The sequence below is a fragment of the Couchioplanes caeruleus genome (assembly GCF_003751945.1).
GTDB classification, from domain to species: Bacteria; Actinomycetota; Actinomycetes; order Mycobacteriales; family Micromonosporaceae; genus Actinoplanes; species Actinoplanes caeruleus.
On sequence record NZ_RJKL01000001.1, the window covers coordinates 3,605,165 to 3,625,983 of the forward strand.

At 68.1% G+C, this 20,819-nt stretch carries 14 protein-coding genes and 1 pseudogene; 7 read left to right on the plus strand and 8 right to left on the minus strand.

Annotated features, from left to right (window positions below):
* Window positions 1-40: 40 nt before the first annotated feature.
* From EDD30_RS16050 to recD2, 5 genes and pseudogenes are all read left to right on the plus strand, one after another.
* Complete coding sequence (locus EDD30_RS16050) at window positions 41-3,646, plus strand: LamG domain-containing protein (RefSeq protein ID WP_143162604.1); 3,606 nt, start codon at window positions 41-43, stop codon at window positions 3,644-3,646.
* Window positions 3,647-3,698: 52 nt separating this feature from the next.
* Window positions 3,699-4,931: pseudogene (locus EDD30_RS16055) on the plus strand (ricin-type beta-trefoil lectin domain protein); the annotation flags it as partial.
* A complete protein-coding gene (locus EDD30_RS42030) occupies window positions 4,907-5,146 on the plus strand; it encodes a LamG-like jellyroll fold domain-containing protein (RefSeq protein ID WP_071804179.1) in 240 nt (79 codons plus the stop codon). The pseudogene EDD30_RS16055 and the gene EDD30_RS42030, both read left to right, overlap by 25 nt.
* A gap of 257 nt (window positions 5,147-5,403) precedes the next feature.
* Window positions 5,404-7,161, plus strand: coding sequence for a glycosyltransferase family 39 protein (locus EDD30_RS16060; protein ID WP_071804176.1), 1,758 nt, complete (start codon window positions 5,404-5,406; stop codon window positions 7,159-7,161).
* A 727-nt stretch (window positions 7,162-7,888) separates the two neighbouring features.
* Complete coding sequence (recD2, locus tag EDD30_RS16065) at window positions 7,889-10,102, plus strand: SF1B family DNA helicase RecD2 (protein WP_394328224.1); 2,214 nt, start codon at window positions 7,889-7,891, stop codon at window positions 10,100-10,102.
* 330 nt (window positions 10,103-10,432) lie between these two features.
* On the opposite strand, the gene EDD30_RS16075 is transcribed toward recD2, so the two are convergent.
* Window positions 10,433-11,671, minus strand: coding sequence for an IS110 family RNA-guided transposase (locus tag EDD30_RS16075; RefSeq protein ID WP_071804173.1), 1,239 nt, complete (start codon window positions 11,669-11,671; stop codon window positions 10,433-10,435).
* Window positions 11,672-12,007: 336 nt separating this feature from the next.
* Here EDD30_RS16075 and EDD30_RS16080 point away from each other — a divergent pair, with 336 nt between their 5' ends.
* Complete coding sequence (locus EDD30_RS16080) at window positions 12,008-12,253, plus strand: transposase (RefSeq protein WP_123678314.1); 246 nt, start codon at window positions 12,008-12,010, stop codon at window positions 12,251-12,253.
* A gap of 136 nt (window positions 12,254-12,389) precedes the next feature.
* On the plus strand, window positions 12,390-13,268 hold the full coding sequence (locus EDD30_RS16085; protein WP_244945116.1) for an IS5 family transposase: 879 nt from the start codon (window positions 12,390-12,392) through the stop codon (window positions 13,266-13,268).
* A gap of 127 nt (window positions 13,269-13,395) precedes the next feature.
* Here the strand turns inward: EDD30_RS16085 and EDD30_RS16090 are convergent, their stop codons facing one another.
* Genes EDD30_RS16090 through EDD30_RS16120 form a run of 7 tightly spaced genes read right to left on the minus strand, consistent with a single transcriptional unit; the run spans window position 13,396 to window position 20,745 of the window.
* Window positions 13,396-14,910 (minus strand): aminopeptidase P family protein, encoded by a 1,515-nt coding sequence (locus EDD30_RS16090; RefSeq protein ID WP_071807103.1) that lies wholly within the window; start codon window positions 14,908-14,910, stop codon window positions 13,396-13,398.
* Window positions 14,907-15,440: a MaoC family dehydratase gene (locus tag EDD30_RS16095; protein WP_071807104.1), complete on the minus strand. Its 534-nt coding sequence runs from the start codon at window positions 15,438-15,440 to the stop codon at window positions 14,907-14,909. Before EDD30_RS16095 ends, EDD30_RS16090 begins: the two co-directional genes overlap by 4 nt.
* Window positions 15,441-15,500: 60 nt before the next feature.
* Complete coding sequence (locus EDD30_RS16100; RefSeq protein ID WP_071807105.1) at window positions 15,501-16,856, minus strand: hypothetical protein; 1,356 nt, start codon at window positions 16,854-16,856, stop codon at window positions 15,501-15,503.
* The gene (locus tag EDD30_RS16105; RefSeq protein WP_071807106.1) at window positions 16,849-17,826 is read right to left on the minus strand and encodes an ornithine cyclodeaminase family protein; all 978 of its coding nucleotides are present in this window, start codon (window positions 17,824-17,826) and stop codon (window positions 16,849-16,851) included. Before EDD30_RS16105 ends, EDD30_RS16100 begins: the two co-directional genes overlap by 8 nt.
* Window positions 17,823-18,689, minus strand: a complete 867-nt coding sequence (locus EDD30_RS16110; protein ID WP_123678807.1) for an HpcH/HpaI aldolase/citrate lyase family protein — start codon at window positions 18,687-18,689, stop codon at window positions 17,823-17,825. The genes EDD30_RS16105 and EDD30_RS16110 overlap by 4 nt, the downstream gene beginning before the upstream one ends.
* Window positions 18,686-19,939, minus strand: a complete 1,254-nt coding sequence (locus tag EDD30_RS16115; RefSeq protein WP_071803949.1) for an 8-amino-7-oxononanoate synthase family protein — start codon at window positions 19,937-19,939, stop codon at window positions 18,686-18,688. Before EDD30_RS16115 ends, EDD30_RS16110 begins: the two co-directional genes overlap by 4 nt.
* Complete coding sequence (locus EDD30_RS16120; protein ID WP_071803958.1) at window positions 19,939-20,745, minus strand: cupin-like domain-containing protein; 807 nt, start codon at window positions 20,743-20,745, stop codon at window positions 19,939-19,941. The genes EDD30_RS16115 and EDD30_RS16120 overlap by 1 nt, the downstream gene beginning before the upstream one ends.
* Window positions 20,746-20,819: the final 74 nt, after the last annotated feature.

The window sequence follows — 20,819 nt, forward strand, 5'->3', positions numbered from 1 at the left end:
TGGGGAATCGGTCTGGCTCCGAGGCACCGCGGCGGTGCTCATGGCAGCGGCAGTGCTGGTGCCTGCCGAAGCGTCCGGCGCGGCGCTGCGCACTGTGCCGCAGGCCGAGCCCGGCACTGAGGCCCTCGACGAGGGTTCTGCGTTGCGTCGTGCGGCGGCGACCGGAGATCGGGTGGAGGTTGCCGGTGAACGCACCGAGTACTCGCAATTGTTCGCCGAACCGGACGGCCGCCTGACCTTCGAGTCGACGGTGGAGCCGAAGCGGGTACGCCGGGCGGACGGGTCGTGGCAGGACGCCGATCTCACGCTGACCAGCGACGGTGGCAGCGTCCGGCCCCGGTCTTCGGTGGCGGATGTCCGGTTCTCCGACGGTGGCGCGGGCCCGCTGGCCACCATGGTCAAGGAGGGAAAGACCTTCACGATCGGCTGGAGCGGCGGAGACCTGCCGGAACCGAAGCTCGATGGCGACTCTGCCACATATGGCGAGGTGTTGCCGGGGGTTGATCTGGTCGTGCGGGCGACGCCGTTGGGGTTCACGCATGTGCTAACGGTCAAGTCCGCTGCTGCGGCGGCGAATCCGGCGGTGCGGGAGGTGCGCTTCGACCTCGGTGGCGACGCGCAGGTCGTGCGCTCGCCGGATGGCGGTCTGACCGCCGTCGCCGGTGACACCCTCGTTGCGCGCGCCGACGGCCCCGCGATGTGGGACTCCCGTAAGCAAAGCCTGCCCAAGGCGGCTGGCACCCGGGCTGCGAACAAGTCAGAGGTTGCCGGTGGAGGTGGCGAGCAGACGCCGTCGACGCCCGCAGGGCCGGGCGACACCGCCCGAGTGGCGCCGGTGACCACCGAGATCACGCCCGCGGGCGACCTCGTCCTCAAGCCGGATCCCGCATTGTTGTCACCGTCGTCGACCTATCCGGTGTTCATCGACCCGCCGTGGAGCAAGAGCAAGGCGCGGTGGGCGTACGCGACGAACAACAACAGCAGCAACACCGACGTGTCGCGGGCGAACGTCGGCCGCAACCCGTCGGGCGGGATCCTGTACCGGTCGTTCTTCGAGTTCCCGACCACGACCTTGAAGGACAAGCACATCGAGTCGGCGTACGTGAAGATGAAGCTGGACCACTCGTGGTCGTGCACGCCGACGGCCACGCACATGTACCACGCCGGGGCACTGTCGGCAACGCCGCGGACCAAGTGGTCGACGTCGCTGATCAAACGCGTCGCGGTCGCGGAATCGCACGCCAACGAGGCCGGCGGGTGCCATGACTCGCCGCAGCAGGACATGCCGATCAACTTCACCGGCTCGGACGTGACGACGATGCTCCGCCAGATCGCGGCGAAGGGCACCTCGGCGGTCACCGTCGGATTCTCCGCGCGTAACCCCGCCGGCGAGTACGAATCGGCACAGGACCGGTGGAAGCGCTGGTACCCGGGTGAGGCCAAGCTGATCGCCGACATCGACGCCCGGCCCGGACCACCGCACTCCATGCAGGTCAGCGGCGTGGCGTGCAACGCCTCGTCGGACATCCGCGTCGGGGTGACCAACCCGTCCTTCTCGGCGGTCTTCCCGGACGCCGACAAAGGGCAGCCGATCAAGGGCACTTGGGAGTGGATCGAGCAGCGCCCCGACGGCTCCTGGTTCGACAAGACACCACCGCCGCCGACCAGCACCGCCGCGGGCACCCGCACCAGCACTGCACCTGTCACCGGCGCCGCGGACGGGCGCCGTTACCGGGTGCGGGTGAAAGCCACCGACCCCGCACCGTACGGGCTCTACAGCTACTCCCCGCCGTGCACGTTCGTAGTCGACACCAAGGTGCCACCGGTGACCGTCACCGAACTCGAACGCCCCGCCGGGCCGGGCAAACCAGGCCGCTACAAGATCACCTCCACGGCGACCGACGTGAGCTCGCTGCGCTACGGCTGGACCGAAGCGGTCACCTCCACCGCGACCCCGGTCACCGAGCCCGGCGTGGCCGGTAAGTCCGCCACGGTCACGGTCACCGCACCCAAATACGGCGTCAACACCCTCTACGCCCAAGCGATCGACGCCACCAAGAACACCGGGTACGCCTCCCACGAGTTCACCGTCGCCCGCCCCTCACCGCCGGTGGCCCGGTGGAGCCTGGAAACCAACCCGAAGGTGACGCAGACGGCGGCGTTGGCCGACGGCCAGCCCACCCTGGCAGGAAACACCCCCTTGACCGGCACTGGGGTGACCTGGAACGACAACGCACGACTGGTCGACGCCCCCGCTGCCACCTTCACCGGCGCCGGCAGCCTGAGCACCCAAATCCCGGTGGTGGACACCACCAAGAGTTTCGCCGTCGCCACCTGGGCGCGCCTCGAGCAGACCAGCAGCCACCAAACCCTGATCTCGCAGGAAGGCACCCACTCCGCCCGCTTCCAGCTGGTGTTTCGCACCGACGACCGCAACGGTGACGGCACCAAGGACCTGTCCTGGTGCTTCGGCGCCCGCCCTGCCGACGTCGACAACGCCGACTTCGCCGCCGCGGCCTGCGCCGTGAACACCGCTGTCGCCGGCCGGTGGACCCACGTCGCCGGCGCCTACGACGCCCCCACCAACAAACTGCAGGCCTGGGTCGACGGCACCCTCAAAGCCGAAACCGACGCACCCCCCGCCTGGAACGCCACCGGCCCGCTACGCCTCGGCGCCCGCCGCGTCACCACCACCCAACTGTCCGACCACCTGCGCGGCAATCTGGCCGATGTCCACATCTACGACCGCGCCCTGGTCCCCCACGACTTCACCGGCCAACTCGCCACCGACGAAGACTCCAGCGGCATCAACGAGCCCGGCATCCTGCAACCCACCGAAGTCGGCCGCTGGAACTTCGATACCGCGACCAGTTGCCCGAACGAACCCGCCGAGCCCGACAGTTGCGAGGCGCCGGACGCTGCGGCGTGGAACAGACGCCTGCGGTTGACCTACGGCACCGCCGTGGATACCGCCGGCCACCGCGGCTATGGCGGCCTCTTTAACTCCACCCATTACGCCGAGGACCCCGACTCCCCGAATCACGGGGCTAAGGTCCGGGCTTACGGACATTCGCAGGTTGCGACCGCGCCGGGCGGGCAGCAGGTATGGGCAGACAGCCCGGTGCTGCGCACGGACCAGTCGTTCTCCGTTTCCGCCTGGGTACAGATCGACAACGCCACGAGCGTGATGACGGCGGTCGCGCAGAAGGGCACCAACCAGTCGGCGTTCTATCTGGGCGCCCGCAAGTCGACGGTCGACGGTGTCACCGGCCTGCGCTTCGAAGCGATGACGACATCGGCGGACACGACGGCCAGCGAGACGTACACCCACGTCATCGCACCGGACCTGCTGACCATCGACGACACCCCGGACTGGACCCACCTGACCTTCGTCTACGACTCTGGCGCCAAACAGCAACGCCTCTACATCAACGGAGCGCTGAAGAAGACCGCCAACGTCACCGGTTCCTGGCACGCGAACGGCCCCCTGCTGGTCGGCAACAGCTACTACACCGACAATGCCGGCTCGGGTGGCTACACCGACCAATGGCTCGGCGGCATCGACGACGTCTCCGTCTACCAAGGCGCATTGACCAGCGCACAGGTCCGGAATCTGCACGACGACCAAGCGGTTGCCGAGTCCTGACGGCATCCAGGGCAACCCGGAAGGCGGCGACGTCAAGTTCCGCAACATCCGGGTGCGCGTCGATCGGGCCGCTACCCGGTATGGCTCCATCACCGGCAACGGCCTGTGCTTCGATGTGATCAATGCCGGCAAGGTCGCCGGGACCCAGCTCAAAGCGATCACCTGCAAGGCCGACCCGGCACAGAAGTTCACCCTGCCAGGCGACGGCACGCTGCGGATCTTCGGTCTCTGTGTGGATGTTCTCGGCGCCCAGCGCACCTCCACCACCCGTTTCCTGCAACTCGCCGTCTGCAACAACACGGCGGCACAGCAGTTCGTGCCGCGGACCGATGGCACGCTGTTCAATCCCGGACAGGGTACGTGCATCGACGACCCGCTGAACGACACCGACCCGCTCTACTCCGGCACGTGCCACGGAAGATCGAATCAGCAGTGGGCGATGCCCGATCCCCGGGCCCGGTTCGGTGCAGTCATCGGGCGTGAGGGCAAGTGCCTGGATGTGGTGAACGCGACCGCCGCTCCCGGCGCGGCAGTGCAGAGCATCGCCTGCAAGGCCCACGGTGCCCAGCAGATCACCCTGCCGGGAGACGGGACGCTGCGCGTCTTCGGGCTGTGTCTGGACACCAACGGTCCGATCCGTACCGGGACCATTCGCTGGGCACAGACTCAGACCTGCAACGGCGGTGCGACGCAACAGTGGGTGCAGCGCTCGGACGGCACACTGTTCGCGCCCAACATCGGCATGTGCCTGGACGAGCACCTGACGGAGTTCCGCCTCTTCACCGGCACCTGCCACGGACGATCGAACCAGCAGTGGGCGATCCCGGCCAGCGGCGTGGAGGGCACTGTCGTGGTGAACACCGCAGCGCATCTCGTGTCAGCGTGGTCGGCCGACGAGAACGCAGGGACCACGCTCAGGGACAGCACCGGCAACGCCCGGACTGCCACGTTGAAGGGCGGCACCGCGTGGACCACCGGACGCTCGGGAAGCGCCGTGTCATTCAACGGGACGACCGGGGAGGCCAACACCGCCTTCACGGCTCTGCAGACCGACCGCTCCTACAGCGTCTCAGCCTGGGTCAAAGCCTCGAAGACCGCTGGCTTCCCGGCCGCGGTGTCGCAGGAGGGTTCCCAGCGCAGCGCGTTCATGCTGCGCGCCGCACCTGATCCGGAGCAGTGGGAGTTCACGGTCAGTACCAACAGCGGAGGTGGTGAGCACACCCGCGTCGGCTCCGGCGCCGGAACGGTCACGCTGGAGCGATGGACGCATCTGGTCGGCGTCTACGACGCCACCGCTGGCAAGGCGTACTGTACGTCGACGGCGAGCTCAAGAGCAGCACGGCCGTGCCGAAGCTGTGGCACGCCGGCGGACCAGTCGCTCTGGGCAGAATCCGCTGGAACAACGCGAACACCGACTTCTGGCAGGGAGCGATCGGCGACGTACGCCTCTACCAAGGAGTGCTGACACCGGAGCAGGTCATGACGCTCTTCCGGTCCTGACCGAAAGCTGACCGCCCGGGGCAGGGATTGCGTGCCTTGTCCCGGGTGACCGCTATCGCTGAACCGGCCGGGCCGTGGAGCGACACGAGGCCGCCTCCGCAGCACTGAATATGGCCAAGCCGGCGATCTTCAGCCAGCGGCGCGTCACCCACCGGACCGTTGCGGCCAGCCTTTCGTCGGGATAGACCCACGTGGCTATGATTTGGGCCGCTGGACGGCGGGTGGCCCTGTCAAGACGAATTGGACTTGAGCGACTCATGACGCACGGACCCGTGGATCGCCAGATCGGTGAAACCACCGTGGCGTTGCCCACCGTGCATGCCCGGATTCCCCACCCGCGATCGGCGCCCGGCGCATCCCCCGCACCGCTGAAGGACCGCCCCATCCGATGGTGGGTCTACGCGCTGGTCATCGCCGTCTTGCTCGGCCAGATGGCGGTCGCCATGGTGACTGCCGCCCGCCAGCAATCCCCCATCGTCGACGAACCCGTCTATGTCGGCACCAGCGTCGTCTACCTGCAGCAACGCAGCCTGAGGTACAACTACGAGCACCCACCGCTGGCCAAACTGATCATGGCGATGGGTCTGGTGTTCGCCGACGCTCGCATGCCACCGGCAGACTTCAAAGGCTCGCAGTGGCATCTCGGTGACAGCGTCCTGTACCGGCAAGGCAACGACGCCCAGCAGTTGCTCTTCCTCGCCCGGCTACCTTTGGTCATCCTGACCCTGCTGTTCGGGCTGGTCGCCTTCGCCTTCGCCCGCGATCTCGCCGGGCCGCCGGCCGGTCTGGTGGCACTGGCCCTCTACGCGTTCTCGCCGGACATCATCGCGCACGGGTCACTGGCCACCTTGGACCTGCCCATGGCCGGGTTCCTGCTCACCACGCTGTGGCTGCTGTGGCGGGCCAGAGCCCGCCCGTTGCGGTATCTGCCGCTCGCCGGGCTCGCACTCGGCGCCGCCCCCGCCACCAAGATGAGCGCCCTGCCGGCACTACCACTGGCGGCACTGCTGACCCTGCTGTCGGTCTGGCATGCCGGCTCCCGACCACGAGCGCGGAAGCTGATGGCCGGCATCGGCGCGGCGGCCGGGGTCATCGCCATCGCCATCGCGACGACCTGGGCCACCTACCTTCTCGTCGACCCGAACCTGCGCTGGAGCGCCCCACCCAAGCTGCCGGTCGTCGACGGCCTCACCGGCCACATCATCGACTGGCTGCCTCTGCCGCAGCCATTCCGCGACGGCATGCGCCTACAGTTCGGCTTCGAAGACGCGACCTTTCCCGGATACCTGCTCGGCGAGCATTACACCGGATCCAAGTGGTACTACCTGCCCACCGCATTACTGATCAAAGAACCACTCGGCATGATGGCCCTCTGGCTCGCCGGCGGCACGGCGATGCTCGCCTTCCGCCGGCTGCGTGCTGCGGCGTCGTACATTCTGGCCCCCACCGCCGTGCTCCTGCTCGTCGCGATGACCGGCGCCCGGGACTTCGGCGTCCGGTACGCCATCGTCGTACCCGTCGTCCTCGCCGTCGCCGCCGGCTGCGTGCTCGCCGTCCAAAGGCGATGGACGAACGTCGTCACGCTGCTGCTGATCCTGTTCGTGGCAGTCAGTTCGCTACGAACCTTCCCCTACTACCTGCCCTACTCCAACGAGGCGTTCGGCGGCACCAGCCAGACCCACACGCAGCTCACCGACTCGAACGTCGACTGGGGCCAGGACCTCGCCCGACTCGCCGACCGACTCGCCGACAAGTACCCCGGCGAACCGGTCTGGCTGGTCTACAAGGGCCGCGGCGAGCCGACCTACTACGGCATCAACGCCCGGCATCCCCTCACCGTCCCAGCAGACCAGGTACACGGACTCATCGTGGTCTCCACCACCTGCCTGCGCCTCCAGACCTGCATCCCCGCCGGAACTGACATCCCCACCGGCCCGCGCCGGCTGCAAGAGCTACTCGACAGCAGCACACACATCGACACCGTCGGCCACGCCATCCTCATCTATCGCCGATAGCCCATGATCGGCGTGCTCACGCAAGGCGTCACACTCGACGGCAAGAGGGACCGGTCTCGGCCAACTCGCCACCTGGTAGCTCGGTCCCGTGCGGCACGAGCAAAGCGATGAGCGAACCGGGCATGAAGACGCGACTGGTTGGCGGAGCTGGGCCGCTCACACCGACGTCCACCATGCCCGGCGCAAGGAGCCGATCATCGATACGTTTCGCGCGCAGACTGCCGCTGCAATTCTAGGCCGGCCTCCCCAGGTGCCCTTTTACTCGGATGGCGAGAACTACCCGCGTCTGCGGGGAGAACCCGGTCCAGCACCGCCATCCAGCAGGACTGCCAGCGGCAGTACCGCGGCTGCATGGCTGGGGATCTCATGGAGATCGGGTGGTCCGGGCAGGTGTACCAGCAGCTCCCTGCCCTGCACGCTCCATGACGGCGGCGCCTCGCCGGTCAGGTGGGCACTGATCAGTTCGGCGCCGTCCTTGTCGGGTGAGAGGCGAGATCAGCATCGCAGCTGGCCCGCTCCGACGACGCGATGCGGCCCACGCCCACTGCTACCGAGGATGAAAGCCTGCACCGTGAGGGGCAGACCCGGCACGGAGCGCCTTCAGCGCAGCATGGACGCCGCGTCTTCACCTGGGGTTCGGTGAGGTGTCGAACGCGTGACTGCCTTTCGTCGTGACCTGGGTGGTCGACTTTGCTCTCGATGGCGGCCTCCGGGCACGATGGGTGTCGTGTCGTCTGTCGTTTCGTCTGGTCCGTCCCCGCATGTCTTGGAGGCGGTGCTGGAGCGGCTGACCTATGTCAATGAGGAGACCGGCTACACGGTGGCGCGGGTGGCGACCGGTCGCGGTTCGGATCTGCTCACCGTGGTCGGTGCGTTGTTGGGTGCGCAGCCGGGCGAGAGCCTGCGGTTGCAGGGGTGGTGGTCGTCGCATCCGCAGTACGGCCGGCAGTTCGAGGTCGTCTCCTACACCACCGTGCTGCCCGCGACGATCCAGGGCATCCGCCGCTACCTCGGCTCCGGGCTGGTCAAGGGCATCGGTCCGGTGTTCGCCGAACGCATCGTCGACCACTTCGGTCTGGACACGCTGCAAATCATTGAGGACGAGCCGGGCCGGCTGGTCGAGGTGCCCGGTCTCGGCCCGAAACGCACCGCGAAGATCACCGCGGCGTGGCAGGAGCAGAAGGCCATCAAGGAAGTGATGGTGTTCCTGCAAGGCGTGGGCGTGTCGACGTCGATCGCGGTGCGGATCTACAAGAAGTACGGCGACGCGTCGATCAGCGTGGTCCGCAACGAGCCGTACCGGCTGGCCGCGGACGTGTGGGGCATCGGGTTCAAGACCGCCGACACGATCGCGCAGGCGGTCGGGATCCCGCACGACAGTCCCGAACGGGTGAAGGCCGGTCTGCAGTACACGCTGTCGCAAGCCACCGACAACGGCCACTGCTACCTGCCCGCGCCGAACCTGATCGCCGACGCGGTGAAGATCCTCGACGTGCCCGCCGGCCTGACGGCCCGTTGCCTCGACGACCTCGTCGCCGCCGAGGGCGTCATCCGTGAGGACGTCCCCGCAGGAGACGACCGTACCGTTCCCGCGGTGTACCTGGTGCCGTTCCACCGCGCCGAGCAATCCCTCGCCGGATCCCTGCTACATCTGCTGCACCACCGTGGCGACCGGATGCCACAGTTCGCCAACGTAGACTGGGCGAAGGCACTCGTCTGGCTACGCAACCGCACCGGCACCGACCTGGCACCCGAGCAGGAACAGGCCGTCCGGCTGGCGCTGACGTCCAAGGTCGCCGTGCTGACCGGCGGCCCGGGCTGCGGCAAGAGCTTCACCGTCCGCTCGATCGTCGAACTCGCCGCCGCCAAGAAGGCGAAGATCCTGCTCGTCGCGCCGACCGGTCGAGCGGCGAAACGCCTCGCCGAGCTGACCGGCCAAACCGCCGCCACCGTGCACCGGCTGCTGAAGCTACAGCCCGGCGGCGAACCCACCTACGACCGCGACACCCCGCTCGACGTCGACCTGCTGGTCGTCGACGAGGCATCGATGCTGGACCTCATCCTGGCGAACAAGCTGGTCAAGGCCGTCCCACCCGGCGCTCACCTGCTGCTGGTCGGTGACGTCGACCAACTCCCCTCCGTCGGCGCCGGAGAAGTCCTGCGGGACCTGCTCGCCGCCGACCCGATCCCCCGCGTGCGGCTCACCCAGGTGTTCCGGCAAGCCGCGGACTCCGGCGTGGTCACCAACGCCCACCGCATCAACGCCGGCAAGCCTCCGATCCTGCAGGGTATGCGCGACTTCTTCCTGTTCCCGTGCGACGACACCGAGGCCACCGCCGCGCTGACGGTGGAGGTCGCCTGTCAGCGCATCCCGAAACGCTTCGGCCTGGACCCGCGCCGCGATGTCCAAGTCCTCGCCCCGATGCACCGCGGACCCGCCGGCGCCGGTGCCTTGAACACCCTGCTGCAACAACAGCTCACCCCGAGCCGGGACGGGATGCCGGAACGGCGGGTCGGCGGCCGGGTGTTCCGCATCGGCGACAAGGTCACCCAGATCCGCAACAACTACGACAACGGCCAAGCCGGGGTGTTCAACGGCACCGTCGGCGTCGTCACCGCCCTGTCCACCGACGACCAGAGCCTGACCGTCCGCACCGACGAAGACGAATCCATCGACTACGACTTCGACGAACTCGACGAACTCGCCCACGCCTACGCGATGACCATCCACCGCTCCCAAGGCTCCGAATACCCCGCCGTGGTCATCCCGCTGACGACCAGCGCATGGATGATGCTGCAACGCAACCTGCTCTACACCGCCATCACCCGCGCCAAGAAACTCGTCGTCCTCGTCGGCTCCCGCCGTGCCCTCGCCGCCGCCGTACGCACCGTCGGCGCCGGACGCCGACACACCGCCCTCACCCACCGCCTCCACGGCTGAGCTCGCCGCCCGACATCGGAGCCACAACGCCGCGCTGATCTGCCTCGCCCGCTGCCGCGTCGACGTACTGTTCGCCTCGCTCCGCAACAAAGTGCCCTACCAACCGCGGCCGGTCGCCTGGGCGCTACCGCGGGACTGGCATGTCTGCCATCTCCACCACGACGGCGGTGAGGGCCTCGACTGCTCTGGTCACGTGGTCGGCGCCTGCCCGCCACACAACCGCCTGTCCTGCGCTGATCGTCTCCCACTCATCACCGCCGGCCGTCCGGGCCGCCCGCGACGGCGTTTCGCCGCGCTGCTGGCCGACAAGACATCCCACGCAGTTTGCTGTCAAGCGGCCGAGGCCAGCAGCGGCTGGAGGTCGGGAAACGCAACGCTCTCGCGGTAGTGCCGCCCGGTTTTGATGCAGTGGTGTAGGCAGCCCAGGAGCCGGTTGAACAGGTTGCGTAGTGCCGCGTTGTGGTTGTCCCCGGCCGTTCGACGGCGCTGGTAGTGGGCTCGGGCGCCGGGCGAGGCGGTCAGCGCCGAGAAGGCCCAGTGGTAGCCGGCCGTGGCGAGGCGTTGGTTCTTGATCCTGCGGTGCATGACGAGCAGGCTCTTACCGGAGGCCCGGGTGACCGGCGCTGATCCGGCATAGGATTTGACTGCTCTCGCGTCAGCGAAGCGGGATCGGTCATCACTGATCTCAGCGAGAACCCGGGCGCCGACGAGTCGACCGATGCCTGCGAAGCTGGTGATGATCTCGGCGTCCGGGTGCTGGTCAAAGGCCTGTTCCGCCGCGGTGGCGAGGTCCTCGGCGCTCACGCATGCCGCGTCCAGAGCGCGCAGCAGCGCCGACGCCTGGCGGCCCAAGGCCTGTTCTACCAGCGCGGGCTGGCGCATGTATTCGGCGGTGAAGAACCCGTGCAACCGGCGCGCCTCGGCCTCGACGCCGCGCTGGCGTCCGGCTTGTCGCAGCAGCTCTGCCAAGCGTTCGACGTTGAGAGCGGCAGCCTGCGCCGGGGTTGGCGCGTCCGACAACACCATGCGAGCTTCCGGGCGCATGATCCCGCCGCGGGCGTCGCGGAACGCGGCAAGGAAGCCTGGGTAGTACTCGCGCAGCAGTGAACGCAGCTTGTTATGCGCCTGGGTGCGATCCCAGACAGCGTCCTGCTGAGCACGGGCCAGCACCGCGACCGCCTGAGCCAGTTCCGAGTCCGTTGGCAACGGGCGGTGCACGGCCAGGTCGGTGCGCAGGATGTTGGCCAGGACCATCGCGTCGGCATGATCGGACTTTTTGCCCGAGACCACATACCGATCGCGGTAACGGGCCACCGCCATCGGGTTGATCGCGAACACCGCCCTGCCGGTGGCGCGCAAGCAGGCGACCAGCAGCCCTCGTGACGTCTCGATCGCTACTGGGATCGGTGCTGTGGCATTGTCACCGGCCTCGGCCAACAGCTGCACCAGCTCTGCGAAACCCGCGACGTCATCACTGATACGTCGCCGCGCCACAAGCATGCCGTTCACGTCCACTATCGCCACGTCATGGTGCTGCTCGGACCAGTCGATCCCGCAGAACACCGCCATCGGCCCACGCTCCCGTCTCGACCCGTCTGCGCCTGCTGGGGTCGCACCGCGCCCTAATGACAGGACTCCTGGTCCACCATCCCACCGGCGGTTCGCGACCTCAGATCTCCGCGAGGCTCTGCAACTTGTCAAGGACTCACCGGTCCCGGCTGACGCAACAGATGCACCCCCACGAATGGCTCGCGTCATCAATATCATCCAAGAGGGCCGAGCCGGCACCGCTCATGACGGACCGCTCTTGTCGTGGCGCTCCAGGCGCCGGCTACAAACCAGGCCTCCTACCAGCATCGACCAGGCCCGGCCCTACCTGCTCATTAGGGCTACAGCAGTGAAGCGTTGCGCCTGGCCTGCCGCGAGCGCGGCACGGAACCGATCATCCCGAAGCCCAAGACACCCGGTGTGAAGGGCCTGGGCAAGCTGCGCTACGTCGTGGAACAAACCTTCGCCCTGCTGCACCAGTTCCGCCGCCTGGCCGTGCGTTGGGAACGCCGCCTCGACATCCACGACGGCTTCGTCAGCCTCGCCTGCGTCCTGATCTGCTGGCACCGACTGATCAACTGGACCAATCAGAGATCGTGTTAGGAACAGTAAGTGCCCGTCTGGAAACTTGGGTCTGTCGATGGGTAGGCGGTGCGGCGCGTCTGAATGACATGGGTAGGGCCTTGAGGTAGAAGCGCAGGTAACCACACCAAACACGCTCGATCCCTCAAGGCCCTGTATGACTTTCTACCTGGTCGGTGGCGCCGGCGCATCCACCGCCTCTGTCGTGTCCGCCGATCACCTGCCAAGCAACCGTGCCCGTCTTTATCCGTCGGACACCAGCGACGCGGAATGGCAGGTCATCGCCCCGCTGATCCCGGCTGGACAGCCGAGCCGTCGCGGCGGGCGCCGGCCGGTGCATTCACGCCGCGACATCGTCGACGCGATCCGCTACCTCGCCCACAACGGCTGCGTCTGGCGGGCCTTACCCGCCGATTTCCCGCCCTGGCAGACCGTCTACGACTACCACGCCCGCTGGAGCACCGACGGCACCGTCAACCGCCTGCACAACACCCTGCGCGACCAGGTCCGCACCGCAGCCGGCCGCGAACCCGAGCCGAGCGCAGCCATCATCGACTCACAGTCGGTGCGCGCGGCCGAGACCGTCGCCCGGGCCAGCCGCGGCTACGACGCCGGCAAGAGGGTCAACGGCCGTAAACGCCACATCGCCGTGGACACCATCGGGCTGCTGCTCGTCGTCGCGGTCAGCGCCGCCTCGGTGCAGGACCGCCAAGCCGGCCGCGTCCTGCTCTGGGCCGTACACACCGTCTGCCGAAAGGTGACGATGACCTGGGCCGACAGTGGCTACAGCGGCACGCTGGTCGACTTCGCCGCCGCACTCGGCGTCACCGTCACGATCGTCGCGAAATTCGCCGGACAGTTCGGCTTCCACGTTCTACCCCGGCGCTGGGTGGTGGAACGGACTCTGTCCTGGATCAGCCGATGCCGACGCACCGTACGTGACTACGAACGCCTACCCGAACATCACGCCGCGATCGTGCAATGGTCAATGATCATCATCATGAGCCGCCGCCTGGCACGCCATCACCGACCCTGAAACGGTTTCCAGACGGGCACTAAAGGGCAATCCTTCTCATCCTCGCCGAGAGGCGAGGCGTCGATCCTCGCCCGCGTAGCCGGGATTCCTGGGCGGCCCGTATGGGCCGCCCAGGAATCCGGTGTGGTCAAGACGCCCAGATCCGGGCCATCCACTCCTCGACCTCGCCAGAGGTACGGGGCATCGCGGCGGATAGGTTCTCGCACCCGTCGGGGGTCACCAGCACGTTGTCCTCGATGCGGACGCCGATGCCTCGGAACTCGGCGGGCGCCAGAAGGTCGTCAGCTTTGAAGTACAAGCCCGGCTCGACGGTGAGGACCATGCCGGGCTGAAGTTCACCGTCCATGTAGTCCTTGCGTAACAGAAGCTGACAGTCGTGCACGTCCATGCCTAGGTGGTGCGAGGTGCCGTGGACCATCCATCGGCGGTGCCAGCCGCCGTGCTCACGGTCCAGGGTCTGTTCGAGCGTGACCCCCTCGGGCAACAGGCCCCACTCGTGAAGGCGACGCGCTATGACCTCGTTGGCGGCGGCGTGGATGTCGCTGAACTTGTTGCCGGGCTTCACTGCGTCCATGCCGGCCTGCTGCGCCTCGAAGACCGCGTCATAAATCTTGCGCTGCACGTCTGTGAAGTGGCCGTTCACCGGGAGGCTACGCGTGATGTCGGCGGTGTACAGCGAGTCGATCTCGATACCGGCGTCGATTAGCATCAGGTCACCCTTTCTGATGTCGCCGGTATTCTTGGTCCAGTGGATGGTGTTGGCGTGGTCGCCCGACGCACAGATCGACTCGTACCCGACGCCGTTGCCCTCGTGCCGGGAGTACAGGCCGAAGACGCCCTCGATCCACCGCTCACCACGCCCTTTGCGCACCGCTTCGGGCAGCGCAGCGATGATTCCCTCGAAGGCTCGGTGGGTGGCGGCGATGGCCGCACGCATCTCGCCGATCTCCCACTCGTCCTTGACGAGCCGTAATCCGGAGAGGTAACGGGCCAGTTCCTCGTCTGCCTCCGCCTGCGCCTCCGCCTCCTGCTGCTGCTGCACGGACTCGGCCAGGCGGGCCTGGTCCCGGATCGAATGGACCAGGTCGGCGACGCGGGGATCGCTAAGCCGGACCACTCGGAGACCGGCGCCAACGTCCTTGGCGAGGTCGTCCTTGAGAGAGTCGAGGTGCCGTGCGGTCAGGCCGAGCTGCGATTCCATGTCCGCCAAGGTGGGACGCGGGCCGACCCAGAACTCGCCGAAGCGGGAGTCGGCGTAGAACTCCTCGCTGTCCCGCGGCGCCAGCGGCCGGAAGTAAAGGATCGCTTCATGGCCGCCGTCCGGACGTGGGTCGAGGACCAGCACGCTGTCGGGCTCGGCGGCGGCGCCGATGCCGGTCAGATGCGCGAAGGCGGTGTGCGGGCGGAAGGTGTGGTCGGTGTCGTTGCTGCGCACCTTCAGACCGCCGGCGGGGATGACGAGCCGCTCGCTGGGGAACCGCTGGGACACGGTCTCCCGCCGTTGGGCGGCGTATTCGGCGACCTCCGCGCGGGGAGTGGGTGCCCGGTCGTCGTTCGCCCATCCTGAGGCGATGAACTCGCGGAACTCGGTGTTCTGAGGGATGCCGCGGTGGCTTGCCTTCGCCTGATCGTCGCTCATCATTCAATCCTGTCAGATTCGGTGGCCTCGGTGATCACTCGCTCTGCTTGCTCGCGGCAGCGGACCAGGAAGGACCGTTCGAAGACGATGACGGTCTCCCCGGTCGACTTCGTGCCCGTCGTTTCCACGGTGATGATGCCCTCGCCCGGCCGGGATCTGGACAGCCGCTTGTGCAGGATCCGGCTCGTCGCGTAGAGCGTGTCCCCGACGAAGACCGGGTCCTTCAGGCGGACCCTGTCCCAGCCCAGGTTCGCCACGGCTCTTGCGGACAGCGCCTGCACGGTCATCCCGCCGATCAGGCACAGCGTGATGCCGCTGTTGACGAGGACCCGCCCGTATCCGGTGCCTGCACCGTAGTGCCGGTCGAAATGCAGGGGGTGCTGATTCATGGTCAGCAGGGTCAACCAGGTGTTGTCGGCCTCGGAGAGGGTGCGGCCCGGCCAATGGCGGATCACCATTCCCGGCTCGAAGTCCTCGTAGTCCCCGCCGTGCTCCTCGACGTATTCGTTGTCCTGGACTCGGCGCAGCGTCATGCGTCATTCTCCGTGATCATTGTGAGACAGATTCGGTGTGCTGGCGGGTGTGACGGGCGATCACACCGCCACCATGACGTTGTCGCAGCTGCTGACCAGCCCTTTGACGTTGACGATCCCGGCCGAGCCGTCGGCGTGGAACCGGCAGAACAGTCCTGCGGGGCGCCCCTGGAACAGCAGTGGTCCGAGCACCGGCGCGACCTCGGCCTCGTGGGGTTCGTCGGTGCCGTCGGCGATCAGCGTGGTCCGGCAGGTCCGCGGTGCCACGAAGTCCTGCACCACGCTGGTGCCGTCGGCGACGGCTTCTCCCACCGCGGCCTCCCACGTCGCCGGGTCGGTGTCCCGGCCGATGAGCACCTGTTTGCCGCTCTCTCCCAGGCCGGCCTTGAGCACCAGCGTTTCCCGGTTCTCGATCACGAAGGGCAGCAGGTCGACCTGCTCACCGTCGCGGCCTGTCTTACGCTCCGAGAGGACCCGTGTCCACGGGAGGTAGCGGTCCACCAGCCTGCGGTCGGCCGCGGTCATCCACGGCCGGCCCTCGGACAGCAGTCCCATGGTCTGCTTACTGTGCATGAAGGTCGACGTCTGGGTGCCCACCAGGAGGCAGCCGTTGTCCAGCGCCTTCTGCACCCCGGTGGTGTCGAGGCCCGCGTCCATCCAGTCGGGAATGGTGAAGTTCCGCAGGCCCACCGGATAGCGCAGCTGCGGCGCGCAGTCCCACGCCTCGGGGAGCTCCTCCGGCTCGAAGAACCGCGCCGTCACGCCGTGGTTGTTGAGGTAGTCGGCCTCCAGCTCGAAGTACCGGCTGGTGACGCCTTCCACCCGGGCACTTCCGACGATCGCCACGCGCGGCGCCACCGCAAGGTCCGCGCTGAGCGACCGGTACATCTCGGCGCGTACGGCGAGCGGGTCCGGGGCGTGGAAGAGGGTCCGGCCGTACTCGTCGGAGTAGAGCTTGCGCCACACGTCCAAGCGGCAGTGCGACTCCACCACGCCGCCGAGTGCGCCGCTGACGTTGAACTCCAGGAACTGGGGCCCGGCCGGCCCGATGACGAGGTCCGGTCGGACGACGCAGTCGGCGTACCGTTCCTCGACGAAGTCGTCACCGAGCCAGAGCTGATCCTCGCTGTCCGGCATGCGGTAGGCCGCCAGCCTGCCCGCCGTGGTCGGCGCGGTCTCCAGGGCGGTGCGGCGCAGCAGCTCGACGAGGGCCGCGGCGACCCGGAAGACCTCGGCGTAGGACGCACGCGGGATCGCCATCGGCGTGGCGGGAAGGATCGGCTGGTACGGCCAGCCGGTGTCCCGCAGCTCGTGCCGCAGCATCTGCCGGATGGTGTCGACCGGGGCGGCGCTCGGGAAGAGGCGCCGACCGAACCAGGGGTGACCGGACGATGTCACCTCGACGTCCTCACGCATTTCCGTCCGTCCTTCCCCATGACGCCGGCGAAGCGCTCAGAGCCACGGCGGCGGCGGTGTCCTCGATGGCCATGCCGACGGTGCGCAGCACCGAGGTCCGGCCGCCGACGATGATCTCGCCACCGACCAGCCTGCCCAGCTCGTGCAGGTCGTCCTCGCCGATCAGGCTGGCGGCGAGGGCGGCCCGCACCTCACCCGCGCCGTCCAGCGCGGCGGTGCGATCCTCCACGAGGGTCACCGCGCTGGCCAGGGTGGCCGGCTCCAGTTCGACGGCGTCCGGGTGGGTGCCGCCGATCACGTTGACGTGCACTCCGCGGGCCAGCCAGCCCGCCTCCACCAGCGGTCTGCTGTCGTCGGTCGAGGTGGCGGTGCAGACGATCGCCGCGTCGGCGACCGCAGCCTTCACGGAGTCGCAGACGGTGGCGCGGATCGGCCCGACCGCCTCCTGGGCCCAGTCGGCGAGCTGCTCGGCGCGGGCACGCGTCCGCGAGAAGATCCGTACGCTGCGGATCGGCCGTACCGCCGCCAACGCCCGGATCAGGGCTCGCGCCTGCACGCCCGCACCGATGACCGTCAGGTCGTCGGCGTCGTCGGCGGTGCACGACCGGGTCGCCAGTGCGGCGACCGCGCCGGTGCGGACGGCGGTCAGCTCGGCGCCGTCCAGGAGGGCGGTGACCTGTCCGGTCTCCAGGTCGGTGAGGGCGACGAGCCCGTGGATCAGTGGCAGTCCGCGTTCCGGGTTGCCGGGGGTGAGTGTGGTGATCTTGACGCTGCCCACCCCTCTCCTCTCCCACACGGCGGGGCTGACGAGCAGCACCCGCTGGTCACCGTGCTCGATGACGGTCCGGGCGGGCGACCGGGTCCGGCCGGCGGCCAGGTCCACGAACATCTCGCCGAGCGTGTCGATGACACGCGTCATCCGCCGCGAGCCCGACATGTCCTCGGCGCCGACCATCGTCAGCGCGGTCATCCGGCGCCGCCGTCGCCGAACCGGGCCGTCCAGGCATCCTCACGCGCCACCGTGGCACGGGCCACTCGGGCGAACGGCGGGCCCACCATGTTCCCGTCCAGGATCGCGATCCCGCCGTTGGCGGCACCGACGGCCCGCACCACCCGGCGTGCCAGTCGAAGCTCGTCGGGCTGGGGCCGCAGAGTTCCGTTGATCACCTGGAGCTCGCTCGGGTGCACCGTCGCCTTGCCGTGGAAGCCGAGCGCCCGCACCCGGGCGGTCTCCTCGGCGAGGACCTCCGGCTCGGAGAGCCGGAAGTTGGCGGTGTCGATGCAGGCGGTGCCGTACCGGGCGCAGGCGAGGGCCATCGCCTGGCGGGCGGCGAGCATGGCCTCCCAGGTGATCTCCACTCCGAGCGTGGCGGCCAGGTCGGCCGAGCCGAGCACCAGGCCGTCGGCCGCCTCGGTGATCGCGTCGAGGCCGGTGATCGCCTCCACCGTCTCCACCGTCACGTAGATCTCCGGATGCGCGCCCGCCGAGGCCAGGATCCGGCGCAGCAGCGTCACCTCCGCCGCCGAGGTCACCATCGTCATCATGACGATGCCGGGCCGTACGGGGCTGTCGGTGAGCATCACCAGGTCGTGCACCGCGTCGGCGCTGCCCAGCTCGTTCATGCGTACGGCGACGTTCCCCGGGCTCGGCGCCTTCTCCAGCGCCGCCCGGCACACCGCGCGGGCGTCCGGCTTCGCGGCCGGCGGCACGGAGTCCTCCAGATCGATCAGGTGGACGTCGGCGTCATAGGACCACGCCTTCACCACCCGATCCAGCGAGATCGCCGGGGTGTAGAGAATGCTGCGCGGAATCGCCCGGGTGGGGCCCGTCATCGGAGGACCGGTTCGGACGACGCGGCCGCCTCGCGCGCCCCCGCCGCCCTGAGCGCGGAACACAGCGTGCGGATCTGGTCCTCGGTCTGTCCCGCACGCAGCATCACCCTCAGTCCCGCGGTGCCGCGGGCGACGATCGGGAAGAACACCGGCGAGACGTAGAACCCGGCCTCGAACACCTGCTGCCCGGCGGAGATGACCGTCTCGTCGCTCATCGGCACCAGCCGGATCGGGTAGGTGCTGCCGGACTGCTCGGTCGCGATCAGCGAGTCGAACAGCGCGATGTTGGACCGCAGCCGTCCCTGGAGCCGGGTGAGCTCGTCGGTGCGGTGGATGTCGGCCGAGGCGAGCGCGGCACCCACCGCGGCGGCGTTCATCTTCTGCGAGTAGCCGAGCGGACCCGCGAAACGCTCGATGATCCGCCGGGTCTCCCGCGGGTATCCGTCCAGCAGGATTGCCGTGCCGCCGGCACCGAAACCCTTGCTGAGCGTCGCCACGGTGATGGTCCGCTCGTCCAGCACGGGGGAGTGCGAGCGGACGTAGCCGATGCCCCGCTCGCCGTAGGCCGACAGCGAGTGCGAGTCGTCGTAGAAGACCATCAGGTTGTACTTGTCCTGAAGCACGGCCAGCTCGTCGACGGGCGCGTAGCCGCCGAGGCTGTCCGAGCCGTCCACCACGTAGCAGACGCGCTCGTAGGTGCGGCACATGTCCTCGAGGTAGTCGAGGTCGTGGTGGCGGCAGGTCACCACCTCGGTCTCGTCGGCGCAGCTCGGCTTGGCGTTGGCCAACGACACGTGGGCGTTCTTGTCGAAGACCATCAGCGGCCGCGTGCCGTTGCCCAGGTGCCCCGAGGAGATCAGAGGCAGCAGGCCGGTGCTGGCGGCCGCGGTGGAGATGGCACTGATCACCATCGCGCCGAACAGCTCGCCTAGCGACTCCTCCAGCTCCAGCAGCACCGAGGTCTGGACGCGGGTACGGGGGATGCAATGGTCCAGGACGCCGAAGCGGCGCAGCGCGTCCACCGCGCCGTCGATGACCTTCGGGTGGGTGTCCAGGTCCAGGTAGGAACAGACTGTGAAGTTCACGAACTCATGGCCGTCGGCCATGCGGAACACGCCGTCGGTGAGATCGCCGACGATGCCGGCGACCCCGTGCTCCTCGGACATGTTCCAGAAGGTGTTGCCCACACCGATGAGCTTGTCGTTGTTGCGGTACCGGTGGGTGGGCGTGATCGTCTTGCGCTCGCTCATCAGGAATTGACCTCGGTCGGCTTGTAGCTGTAGACACCCTTGGCTCGCCGGTACGCGTACGTGTAGAGCGCGACGCCGAGCACGTGCGGCCTGCGAAGGATCTTCTTCGACTTCATCCAGAAATTGACGTTGATGTTCATGTCGTCCAGCGACTCGGCCTGATGCCACCAGCCCAGCGGCAGGTAGAGCATGTGGCCCGGTTCGAGGACGAAGTCCCGGCGCTGGGCGAGCTTGGGACCCACCCGCGGGAAGCGCTCGAGGTCGACGTTGTCGAGGTCGAAGACCTGCGACTTGTCCCCGAACCCGCTCAGGACCGACCGCGGGTAGTAGTCCCTCGATCCGGGCGGCGCGATGATGAACCGCTTGCGGCCCTCGAGGGCGATGTTGAAGTTCTCGAACTCGTCGAAGTGGTTCTTGGTGAACACGCCCTGGTGACTGATCCACAGGTTGGCCGCGTACAGCCGGTTGCCGTAGTTGAAGAGTTTCTCCGCGTCGAAGCCGATGACGGCGTTCACGTCGGCCGGGCTGTTGCGGATGTTCGACACCACGCGGTGCCACGTCCCCGGGGTGGTCAGGTGGCGTTCGTCGGCGAAGAACTCGCGGAGCTTGATGTCGCGGGTCTCCCAGCGGCCGGGGTGGTTCTTGTCGCCCGGCTCGCTGAATAGGGTGACGGTCATGTCGGCCAGGCGGGCCGCCACGCCCTCCCGGCCGAGCCCCTGCACGCTGTCCGGCAGGCTGATCACCACGGGTATGTCGGCCTTGAACAGGCCGGCGGTGCCGACCGCCATAAACTCGTCGAAGGACATGCGGGCAACCAGCACGCCCGCGGATCCGTTCGGTTCGGCCACCGCGTCAGAAAGAGACATGTCGTTCGTCCTTA